The organism is Rhodococcus sp. 5A-K4, assembly GCF_046097995.1.
GTDB classification, from domain to species: Bacteria; Actinomycetota; Actinomycetes; order Mycobacteriales; family Mycobacteriaceae; genus Rhodococcus_F; species Rhodococcus_F erythropolis.
In genome coordinates this window covers 20,905-32,162 of the sequence record NZ_JBJURM010000037.1, presented here as the reverse complement: position 1 = coordinate 32,162, position 11,258 = coordinate 20,905, and the positions used below count along the sequence as shown (strand labels likewise).

The following is an 11,258-nucleotide window of genomic DNA, read 5'->3' as shown; positions in this document are numbered from 1 at the left end:
GGCGCGGGAGTCGACCGGCGTCAGAATCGGTGAGCGTCGGCGTCGATCCAATCGGTGAGCCAGCTCTGCGGCGGGGAGTCGAGCAGTTCGCCCGGCATCAGCCAGTCGAACAGGTCGGCATAGGTACGCGTGGTGAGACCGTCGACGCGGCGGTTGAGCATTCCCGGTTGCAGTTGGTCGAACGAATCGATGCCCATCGACGCGATCATCTGTTGTGCGCTGGCGACTGTTGCCTTCTGGAAGCGGTAGACGCGCTCGCTCTTGTCGGGGATGTCGAGTGCGCGGGTGCGTGCCGGATCCTGAGTGGCAACGCCGACCGGGCAGCGGTTTGTGTGGCACATCTGGGCCTGAATGCAGCCCACTGCGAACATCATTGCGCGGGCAGCCATCGTGAAGTCTGCGCCTTGGATGATGCGTTTGACGATGTCGGAACCGCTCGCCACCTTTCCGGAAGCGCCGACTTTCACGAGAGCGCGCAGACCGGTTCCCACCAAGGCGTTGTGCACGAGCATCAGGCCTTCGGTCAACGGCATGCCCATATGGTCCTCGAATTCCACCGGACCTGCGCCGGTGCCGCCTTCGGAACCGTCGACGATGATGAAGTCCGGCGTGATGCCGCGTTCGATCATCGCCTTGCAGATTCCGAGGAATTCACGACGCGAGCCGACGCACAGTTTCATACCGACTGGCTTGCCTCCCGACAGTTTTCGCAGGGTCGCGATGAAATCGACCAGTTCGACCGGAGTGCTGAACGCGGTGTGCGCGGGTGGCGAAATCACGGTCTGGCCGACGGGTACCCCGCGGGTTTCGGCGATTTCGGGGGAGACCTTGACTCCGGGAAGCACGCCACCCAACCCGGGTTTCGCACCTTGCGAGAGCTTGATCGAAATGGCCTTCACCTGATCGAGGCCGGCACGCTCGGCAAACCGGTCAGGATCGAATCGGCCGTCCTCGGTTCGGCATCCGAAGTATCCCGAGGCAATTTCCCAGATCAGATCGCCGCCGTGTTTGCGGTGATACGGACTGATCGCGCCTTCGCCGGTGTCGTGGGCGAAGCCGCCTTTGGCGGCGCCGGCGTTGAGGGCCTCGATTGCGTTGGCGGACAACGACCCAAAGCTCATCGCGGAGACGTTCAATAGAGCGATGTCGTACGGCTTCGTGCAATCGCGTCCGCCGAGCCGAACTCGCGGAACGGTGTCGGGGGCGGTCCGTGCGCGAATCGAATGCGTCATGAACTCGTAGCCGATCGCATTGACGTCGCGCTCGGTCCCGAAGGGCTCTTCCGCCAGTGTTCCCTTTGCACGCTCGTAAACCAGATCTCGCGTTTCGCGATCGAATGGCATTCCATCGGTGGATGATTCGACGAAGTACTGCTGGATCTCCGGTCGAATCTTCTCGAGGAGGAATCGCGCGTGCCCCAGGACCGGATAGTTACGGAGGATGCTGTGGGACTTCTGAGTGAGGTCGTAGGTGCCCATCGCCGCCAGCGCGAGAGTGACGACAGCGATCACCCACCATCCGGGCGAGGCGACAATTGCGAGCGCGGCGGTGCCGAGACCCACTATCCATATCAAGAGCACGATCAGCATCCGAGTCACCTCGAGAGCGTAGGCGCCCACTGTGACACGGCAGCGGTAAGTCTCCACTAGGTTCTGCGATAGAGAACCGAATCCGACTCTTTGGGGGAATGATGACCGAACCGCAATATCCGACCGACCCGCAGGATCCGAAGGAGCAGCAGTATCCGGCGGGCCAGCAGTATTCAGCCGGTCAGCAATATTCAGCAGGCCAGGAGTATCCGACGGGCCAGCAGTACCCGACCGACCCGCAGTACTCAGCCGGACAGCAGTATCCGACCGGTCAGCAGTACAGCGCGACCCAGCAGTACAGCGCCGCACCCACGTACGCGGCGCCCCAGTACGGTCCGCCGAAGTCCAACGCGGGATGGGCCGTCGCGTCGATCCTGTTCTTCTGGCCTATCGCGTTCGCCGCGTTCAACCATCTCCACGACATCTACCCGAAGTGGGCGATGGGCGATCACCAGGGCGCACAGTACGCGTCCGAGCGCGTGAAGAAGCTCGGGCAGATCTCGCTCCTCATAGCCGTCATCTGCTGGGTGCTGTTCATCGCGTTCTACGTCATCTTCCTGGTTGCGATCGTGTCGTCCGTCGATTCGTATACCTACAACTGATCACCTGCCGCGACGTGACGGTGGGGCGAGTACCCGTCACGTCGCCGCGAGGCCGTAGAATCCACAGACCGTGAGCCTTACCCTCGGAATCGTCGGACTGCCCAACGTCGGCAAGTCCACCCTTTTCAATGCACTGACCAACAACGACGTGTTGGCAGCGAACTACCCGTTCGCGACCATCGAACCCAACGTCGGCCTGGTTGAGCTGCCCGATCCGCGGCTGCAGAAGCTCGCCGAGATCTTCGGCTCCGAGCGCATCCTCCCCGCGACCGTGTCGTTCGTCGACATCGCGGGAATCGTGAAGGGCGCGTCCGAGGGCGCAGGCCTTGGTAACAAGTTCCTGGCCAACATCCGTGAAGCGGACGCCATCTGCCAGGTAGTTCGCGTCTTCGCCGACGACGACGTCATCCACGTCGACGGCAAGGTCGACCCGGCCTCCGATATCGAAGTCATCGAGACCGAGCTCGTGATCGCCGACATGCAGACCTTGGAGAAGGCTCTCCCGCGTCTGGACAAGGAAGCTCGCAAGAACAAGGAGCTCAAGCCGGCCCACGACGAGGCACTCAAGGCTCAGGCCTTCCTCAACGAGGGCACGACGCTCTTCAGTGTCAAGGACAAGCTCGACTTCTCGCTGCTGCGTGAACTGAGCCTGCTCACCACCAAGCCCTTCCTGTACGTCTTCAACGCCGACGAGTCTGTGCTCACCGACGCAGCGAAGGTTGCGGAATTGCGCGCATCCGTCGCTCCGGCCGACGCCGTGTTCCTCGACGCGAAGGTCGAGCAGGAACTCCTCGAGCTCGACGAGGAAGACCGCCAGGAAATGCTCGACTCGATCGGTCAGACCGAGCCGGGCCTGCACGCTCTCGCGCGCACCGGCTTCCACACCCTCGGGCTGCAGACCTACCTGACGGCTGGTCCGAAGGAAGCTCGCGCCTGGACGATCCATAAGGGTGACACCGCGCCCCAGGCTGCCGGCGTCATTCACACCGACTTCGAGCGTGGCTTCATCAAGGCTGAAATCGTGTCCTTCGACGACCTCGTCGAGGCCGGTTCCATGGCCGCAGCCAAGGCTGCAGGCAAGGTCCGCATGGAGGGCAAGGAATACGTCATGGCCGACGGCGATGTGGTGGAGTTCCGCTTCAACGTGTAAGGCCCCAGGTCAGCGCCCTATTCGGTACCCTCGGTACGCAGAGGGTACGCAGTAGATTCCGTAGAGGATTTGAATAGGGCGTCGGCCGCCTTGCGCGTCTTGTCGTCAGCGTCCGGCCACAGGTGGCTGTACGTGTTCAACGTGACGGTTGCCGAGCTGTGTCCGAGCGCTCGTTGCACGGTCACCACATCGCACCCTGCAGCGATCAGGCCGGACGCGTAGAAGTGCCGCAGGTGATGCAAGTGAAGGTGCTCGGCCCCGACGCCCTTGCGCGCAGCTCGCCACCGGTACCCCACAGAGTTCTGATGCCATGGGTGTTTACCTTCCCCAGGGAACATCCAGCGAGTCGGTTCATTGCTCTCGTGCCGCCAGTGCGCAATGTGAAGCGACAGCAGCTTGAGCAGCCCATCGGGAACCGGGACGGTTCGTTCACTCCCGTACTTCGGTGCCCGGATCTCGACAGCGTGACCGTTCGCCCGTTGCACCTGCCGCTCGACGTTGATCTCCCGGCGCAGGAAGTCGATGTCACCGACCTGTAGTGCCGCGGCCTCTCCAAGCCGGAGGCCTGCAAAAGCGCACAGTCCCACGAAAGCATTGAACTCGATACCCGCTTCGGTGATGAGCGCACCGACTTGTTGCGTCGTGGGGATGACCATTGCTGCATCTGCACGTCGCCGCCGGGGGAGTGTGATCCTCTCGGATGGATCTTCGCCAAGCACCTTGTCACGCTTCGCAGCTCGCAGCACTGACCGAACATTGTTGAACCGAGTCTTGATCGTGCTGGGTGCAAGCGGCTTGTCTTGCATTGCCTTAACCCATGTTTCGAGGTGCGACGGACGTAGGTCTGCCATCGCTACTGTCGAGAACGTGACGCTGCCGGCGGCAAGGTTCATCGCCCTTACTGTGCCCGGTACCCACACCTGACGAGACGACCAATCCTTGTAGAAACTGGCGAACGTGACCTTGCCACGCGCCGGGTCCACATAGCTCCCGGTGACCTGGCTCGACACGATGGCTTCGAGCCACTGTTTAGCGTCCACCTTGAGCGCAAACCGTTGCGTTCGCTCTCGGCTGTCATTGTCTACATACCTTGCGCGCCAGCGCTTTCCCTCTCCATCAAGCTTGAGAGGCGTGCCGTCGGACTTTCTCTTCCAGAGATCCTCGACGCCCGAACGCCGATTACGCTTTGGTGGCACCTTCAGCCCTTCCTTGACGCAGGTAATCGATCAATCCCAAGTAGTGCACAACCTTGTCCGACACATCCTCCTCGTCGAGATCAAGGCTTTCTGTCGTCTGAAGCTTCGCCCACGAATCCGCCTTCGAACCCTCTTCCTCGGAGACGAGTTCGTGGAAGATATCCATAAACGAAACTTCCAGATAGCCTCCAGTTCCGAAGCGGGCGAGCGTCTCGAGGTCAGTCAATTCATCGGCTGTAAATCGTTGTTCGCTCCCCGAAGTGATCGCCAGGCGCGCCGCAGCTGCCGCAGCGACCGAAACGTGCTCGATATCTTCCTCAAGTTCAATCACCCGCGCTTCGGCCAGAATTCTTTCTCGTCGCAGCCCTCCTTCCGTGAATTTGAGATACATCGCCGCGAGTTCTACTGGCGAATCACGTCGCCCGGGAAGGAGATCGTGAACTGGAACCCCGAAGACGTTTGCGAGGGCATATAACTCGAGGATGGTGGTCGGCCTAGACCCTCGCTCCATCCGAGTGATTGTCGTGGGGTCGACATTCTTTCCGAGTTCCTCGCTGAGTCGCGTCGCTAGCGCGGTTTGACTCAGGCCTTTGTCTGTACGAAGTCGTGTCACGAGCTGACCGAAGAGTTCGCCTACGTCAGTTTGCTGCATGAGGATCAGTATGCAGACTGCTTGCCATGCAGGCAAGTGTGTGCAATCCTATTGCTGCACGAGACGCAGCTTGCGATCTGCATGACATGCATTATCTGATGCACTACACAGGAAGGTTGTCGACTTTGGCAACGGAAATCATCACTACGAAGCAGCTCTGCACGGAATACGGGATTCCGGAGGCCACCCTGAGGTGGTGGCGCCATACGGACCAGGGACCTGCGTCGTTCAAGCTCGGCAGGAAGCGCGTCGTCTACCGCAGGGGCGAAGTGGAGAAGTGGGTCGCATCGCAGGAAATCGCCACCATCCGGGGCGGGGTTGCCTGATATGGCTGACTTCATGGCACACGGATCCGCAGCAACCGAGGTGGTTGCAATGCCCTTCATGGGTAAGGTCAGTCTCCGCCTCGGACAGCACTTCACCTTGATCTTCACGGTTGACGAAGCCCGCACCGCTATCGCTCAACTCGCTGAAGGCGTGAGGAAAGTTGCTGAACGCCAGACGGCGCTTCGGTCCAGCGCGCAGAAGATCGAATGATGGCCAGAGACGAGAAAAACGGATCCGGCCAGGGATCCGCTTCTCGAATTCTCAGTTGCTATCAGACAACCAATCAGATTCACGCTAACACAGAGAGTTTCGAAATCTTGATCAGCCATGACCCGTATTGCAGGCGTACCAGGTGTCAGTGCGCGACACGCGCGAAGTCGGAGGCCACTGCGTGAGATCGTTCGAACGTGTAATTCGGGCATTCGAGGACGCGGGAAGCACCGTCGACCTCAACTCCTCTGGCGATCGGGCCGCGATTCAATCGCCTGGTCACAGCGGTAAGGACAGGTCGATCAGTGTTATGTACGGACGAGATAGAACTCTGATTTACAGCCATGCGGATGATCGCGACGAGGTGCTTTCCAAAGTCGGTCTCACGATGCACGACCTATTTGACAATCCGAGTGGTGTGACCTACCGATACCAAGGTGGGCGGGTTGTGAGGCGCACGCCGGAGAAGCAATTTCCGCAGTCGGGAAACAAGGATGATCGGTCGCTCTATCGCGTTGAAACCCTCCCTGAAGATCGAACCTCAACCGTTTACGTTACGGAAGGTGAACAGTGCGCGGACGCGCTCGCTGTGCTTGGTGTGGCGGCTGTCTCGCCACCCCAGGGTGCCAATACTGCAGCAAGTCGTTTTGACTGGAATCCGCTGTCCGACAGGAATGTTCAAATTGTTGCGGACAAGGATGCGGCTGGGCGCAAGCACGCCCAGGACGTCGCGAAGAACCTCAATGGGATTGCCAAGGATGTATCGATCGTGGAAGCGAAGATCGGAAAGGACGCTGCAGATCATGTGACAGCGGGGCACGAGGTCCACGAGTTTGTTCCGGTGGCGGTCACGAACCACGAAGATCCCGATGACGAATTCTGGAATGGGCGACCGGCATTGACACATATCCGGGACTTTGCACGAGCACGTCGAGCTGGTCCATGGTCGACGCTCGGCGTTGTACTCGCCCGTGCCATCGCCTCGCATGAACCCAACGTGATGCTTCCTCCGACGGTGGGAGGCGCTGTGTCGATGAACCTCTTTCTCGCCGCAGTAGGGGCTTCGGGCGCGGGTAAGGGTGCATCGGACGGAGCAGGGTTTGCAGCTGTCGAATTCGCCGACTTCGCAGGCCACAAAATTGAGATTGATCAGCCGAACATCGGCAGTGGTGAAGGACTTGCTCGTGCATTTCGGGCACCCGACTCCGATGACCGTGAATCATCTGCACGAACACGTGCGTTGATTGCGGTGTCGGAAATCGACACACTGGCAGCTCTTGCAGGTAGAAAGGGCGCCACCTTGATGGCTGAGTTACGGAAGGCCTACATGGGTGAGTCGATCGGATTCAACAATGCGTCGAAGGCCACGACGTCGGCAGTCGGGGCCCACTGCTACCGCCTCTGCCTCACTGTCGGTGTGCAACCAGAGAACGCCGCCCCGCTGCTTGATGACGCGGGTGGTGGAACCCCGCAGAGGTTCGTGTGGCTTCCTGTAAACGACCCATACGCACCTGACGTGCGACCGTCTGAACCTGCACCGTGGGTGGTCAAGTTTCCGCGGTGGGAGGCTACTCAAGAGCTTGTCGTTATTCCAGATAGAGCTCGTGAGGAGATCGACTCTCACCGATTGAAAGTACTTCGTGGGAACGCCGAGAATCCACTGGACGGGCATGTGATGCTCTGCCGACTCAAGGTCGCTGCCGGATTGATGGTTCTTGATGGCCGCAGTGTCATGAGCGACGACGACTGGCGATTGGCAGGAGAGGTAATGGCCGTATCGAGTCGCACCCGGGGTGGCATTGAGCGTGATCTGTTCGAACGGAACCGAAAACGGCGCACGGCCAACGCTGTCGCCCGGGGTGAGGACGAGGACACAACCGCGGCCACCCGGATCGACAAGCGGCTTGATCGCATTGCCAAAGGCATTACTCGCCAACTCCAAAAGGAGAAGATGTTGCGAGGTCCGTTGCGTCGCGGCCTCAGTTCTGCGGACCGAGACGATTTCGATCTGGCTATTGCGCGCATGGTTGAGGAGGGAATAGTCGTAAACCACACCGAGGGAAATAAGGAGTGGTACGAGCTTTCCTGACGCGTGGGGTGGAAACCTCCACCTTGGTTTCCACCCCGATTCATACAGGTCAGCGCCCAAATCTGGGGGTGGAAGGAAGGGTGGAGATTTCCACCCTTCCTGTGGTGGGTGCTCGCGATCCTGTTGCACTACGTCGACAGACAGTGGTTGGTGTGAAACCTGGAGTCAGAGGGTGAACCGGCCGTGAGTTGAGATGCTGGAAGCGAGGCGCGGTGATTGCCAGCTCTATACAAGTAAGTATCAGGTGCTTGCAAATGTCCGCATTCTGATGAGGATCGAGCGAAAGCTTCTACGATTTAGTCAGACTGCAGCTCGCCCGGTCCGAGGACATGTCACCGCCACCGCGAAGCTGGGGGCATACCTTGGCGTTCGAGGTGAATGCGTTTCCGAATACGAGTCTTATGGTGTCAGTGACGTATCTTCGGGCTTCCGCGCCGAAGTTATTTTTTCCTCGGTCTGTGCACCCAATGTAGTTTCATACGGAGTCACTCCGCCCTGCCGTCGGACGTTCTCCCTCGGCACAAGTTCCCTTATTGACGTCTCCTGACATCGTCGGACCACAGCACGAATGCCCTTCTGCCGCTTACCCAATGCTGCAGCCACTGAGGAAACTGGCGCATAAAGTCGCGAGCTTGTCGCTCCTGGCTCCTACTAGGGCGCTCCGCGGTTAGAACATTGAAGTCTCTTAGCTTCAATACCGAAACCAGGCCGTTGCCGAAGAATTTTGAAGTCGAAGATACGAGGAATTCGACGTCTTCTCCCCCTTCGTGAAGTGCAAAGATTACATATAACAGGACATTTGTGAGAGTTTCGTCCAAAGGTCCGTTTGGATATCCCTCGGGGGGCTGCCAATCCAAAAGTTCGACACCGGACCAAAATATGTACGAGCGAAGTCCCTCGAGTAGCGGTGCAGGGATCTTCTCGCCGCTCGATATTTTTTCATACGCGATACATATCGCCTTATCCCGGAACTGATTCTCTCTTAATTCCTCCGATCGGCCCAGGCGTGCGTCGATATTCCACCAGATGAGGCCCGGAACAGCGCCGTGATTGCTCATACATACAACAGCATCCCAACCATGCCAATCGTAATTCCTGGGCTCAATATTTAGGGATATCAACCAGTTTGCGGCGGCCTGAGAGTTTGGCGTAACTTTACGTAGCGCCATTTCTTGTGCGATTTCCTCGATTATTGGAGTCCAATGATCATGAAATCGAGAACGAGATCCGCTGAGCGCTAGACCCGACCATGCTTCAAGAAGACATGATCGAGCTTTGTCATGGTCGGGACCTGCATCCGATGATAGGAATTCACGCACGAGCTGTGCGCGTGCCTGCTCGTTGAGGCACAATACAAGTTCCAGCTCACGAGGAGGAACCCATTCGTAGTTCGCCCAGTTCGCAAAAATGTTACTGAAAGCCTGCCTTCTGAGATGTGAAGGCATTCCTATGCCCTCCATCAGGCGGAGCAGGAGCAGGTTGTGAGACCCTTCTCTTAGTAGCTCCCTGAATACTGCTGTCCCACCCCCTTCCCGGCGAAAGTCATAGGCTTGTATAAGTAGTTCTGGAACAACAGATGTCGCATCCTCCTCGTATACCCGCTGAATTTCCTTGCAAATTTCATCTTGCGATTCCGATCGCTTTACGAAAGATTCAGCGGAGAAGTATTCAAGGAATGTTCTGTGGGTAAACCTGAAGATTCTTTGACCTCGATAGTTCGTCCCAAAGCTTGCGAGTAGCCAGGCGCGGCCGGCGCAGAATTCTACAAAACTTCTGGAATCCCGCTCAGCATCCGTATGGTCGAACCCGTCCCGATCAACTAGAGAATGTGCAAGAACCATTACGAGTTGCTGCTCTTCTATTCCATCTTGAAGGGCGGGTGAGGAATATACCCAGCGGGCAATTTCCTGCATGAGGCGCTCCGCGTATTGCGGCATAGCGCCGGACTGTTCGATCTGCCGGTGATCGTCCCAGCGGCGGAAAAGGAGATCAGCGCATCTCGCATATACGCCCCGCCGATCAGTAGGAAGAGATCCATGTTCTCGGTACAGTGCACACAACAGGGAGAGCATGAGCGGGTTGTACCTCAGATCAGTTACCGATTCTGAGTCATGTATAAAGCTGGATACCAGGTCATTCCGGCCCTTCTGATCGAACCAACGCTCGCAATATTCTTCGAACTGGTCATCGTTGAACTGATCAAGGCGAATATGCGAAAAAATTAGGGAGGGGAGGGGAGCTCGATCGTATCCCAGCAAGCGCGTTGTTACCAGAATTGAGCAAACGGGATATTGACTTGCAATACTCTCAATACGTGAGATCATCTGAGATCGCCGAGACTGCTCGGTTATCTCATCCAGACCGTCAAAGACTAGACATACCCTGCCCAATAAAAGGATACTCTCAAAATCTTGGTTAGATAACGTAGTTGAGTGATCCGCGTTTATAGAGTCGACAGCGTGCGATGTGACTGATTTATCCCAAGCTGTTTTTGCGTAATGTCGGCATACAATTTCCACGACCGGGACCGACGACTCTGATCCCGAAATTTCCTTCTTGAAGTGATGAACAAATGTTGTCTTTCCAGCTCCTGGATCACCCATGACGACCGCCCTGAATGGAGACGAAGAAGGGTTCAATTCTTCTGCGGTGACAAGTTGCTGATCATCGTCGCGTATAAAGTTTCGGCGGATATAGAGTGATTCAAAATCAGATGAACTGTCGAGTTCCGTGTGGGTAATTATTGGTTGATGTTGGATGGAGCCAATCATCCGAGCTAAATCTCTGCTGGTTTCAATTGCCCGAGCTAGACGGGGAAGGTCCTTCATTAACTCCACAAGTCGCTCAAGATGTCGTCCGGAATTGGAATTTCTTTCAGATCCATTGAGTATGGGGGAGTTGACAAAGTTTTCGTAGTCATCGAGTACATCGGTTGGTATGGATTCGGAATGAAATCCGAGCGAGGTGTCGTACAGGGACTGGACTCTTTTTTGGATGTCTTTTTTTCTTTTTTTCCATCTTCCCCCACTGTCGGCAAGCCATCGGTCTGCTTCGTTGTCAAATACAGTAGAGAAGGTGGACAGTGCTTGTTCGCGACCGGGGGAATTCTTCGAAATTTCGGTTATAAGTAGAAATGCAAGAACCGGCTCCATTTGCGGCGAGGAGAGGAACTTTTCTATATCAAGGACGTCGGCAGCTGACAGTCGAAATTCGGCGTCTTTTTGGAGAGATAACCATTCAGGTTCAAAGGTTCCCAGCAATTGAAAATGGCGTCGCAACGCGCCAAAACCTTTACTGGCATTCATCGTGAGCGTCATGCCCGCATTTGCAGCGCCAATCGCGACTGCAGCACTTCCAGGATCCACCATCATGGAAATGTACCCCTTGAGATCTGGATCATGGAAACAGGTTGGAAAATGGAAGTTCCGGCACCTACTTCCCCT

Annotated in this window: 9 protein-coding genes; 5 read left to right on the top strand and 4 right to left on the bottom strand. The window is 57.2% G+C overall.

Going from position 1 to position 11,258, the window contains the following annotated elements; translation table 11 throughout:
• Positions 1–20: 20 nt before the first annotated feature.
• The gene (locus ACKAMS_RS30425; RefSeq protein ID WP_024487321.1) at positions 21–1,598 is read right to left on the bottom strand and encodes an FMN-binding glutamate synthase family protein; all 1,578 of its coding nucleotides are present in this window, start codon (positions 1,596–1,598) and stop codon (positions 21–23) included.
• Between the two features lie 89 nt (positions 1,599–1,687).
• On the opposite strand from ACKAMS_RS30425, the gene ACKAMS_RS30420 reads away from it, so the two are divergent.
• Together ACKAMS_RS30420 and ychF are read left to right on the top strand one after the other, a co-directional pair.
• Positions 1,688–2,191: a CD225/dispanin family protein gene (locus ACKAMS_RS30420; RefSeq protein WP_020908510.1), complete on the top strand. Its 504-nt coding sequence runs from the start codon at positions 1,688–1,690 to the stop codon at positions 2,189–2,191.
• 70 nt (positions 2,192–2,261) lie between these two features.
• Positions 2,262–3,341 carry a redox-regulated ATPase YchF gene (ychF, locus tag ACKAMS_RS30415; protein WP_019744568.1) on the top strand — a complete coding sequence of 360 codons (1,080 nt, stop codon included), beginning with the start codon at positions 2,262–2,264 and terminating at the stop codon, positions 3,339–3,341.
• Between the two features lie 17 nt (positions 3,342–3,358).
• Here the strand turns inward: ychF and ACKAMS_RS30410 are convergent, their stop codons facing one another.
• Positions 3,359–4,381, bottom strand: a complete 1,023-nt coding sequence (locus tag ACKAMS_RS30410) for a site-specific integrase (protein ID WP_283383895.1) — start codon at positions 4,379–4,381, stop codon at positions 3,359–3,361.
• Between the two features lie 139 nt (positions 4,382–4,520).
• A complete protein-coding gene (locus ACKAMS_RS30405) occupies positions 4,521–5,189 on the bottom strand; it encodes a helix-turn-helix domain-containing protein (RefSeq protein ID WP_283383894.1) in 669 nt (222 codons plus the stop codon).
• Positions 5,190–5,215: 26 nt separating this feature from the next.
• Here ACKAMS_RS30405 and ACKAMS_RS30400 point away from each other — a divergent pair, with 26 nt between their 5' ends.
• The 3 genes from ACKAMS_RS30400 to ACKAMS_RS30390 all read left to right on the top strand — a co-directional run bounded on the left by ACKAMS_RS30400 (position 5,216) and on the right by ACKAMS_RS30390 (position 7,815).
• Entirely contained in the window at positions 5,216–5,515 is a 300-nt protein-coding gene (locus tag ACKAMS_RS30400; RefSeq protein ID WP_408989971.1) for a helix-turn-helix transcriptional regulator, read from the top strand.
• 1 nt (position 5,516) lies between these two features.
• Positions 5,517–5,726, top strand: a complete 210-nt coding sequence (locus tag ACKAMS_RS30395; protein WP_283383893.1) for a hypothetical protein — start codon at positions 5,517–5,519, stop codon at positions 5,724–5,726.
• A 310-nt stretch (positions 5,727–6,036) separates the two neighbouring features.
• Positions 6,037–7,815 (top strand): hypothetical protein, encoded by a 1,779-nt coding sequence (locus ACKAMS_RS30390; protein WP_408989970.1) that lies wholly within the window; start codon positions 6,037–6,039, stop codon positions 7,813–7,815.
• Between the two features lie 530 nt (positions 7,816–8,345).
• On the opposite strand, the gene ACKAMS_RS30385 is transcribed toward ACKAMS_RS30390, so the two are convergent.
• Positions 8,346–11,186 (bottom strand): NACHT domain-containing protein, encoded by a 2,841-nt coding sequence (locus tag ACKAMS_RS30385; RefSeq protein ID WP_408989969.1) that lies wholly within the window; start codon positions 11,184–11,186, stop codon positions 8,346–8,348.
• Positions 11,187–11,258: the final 72 nt, after the last annotated feature.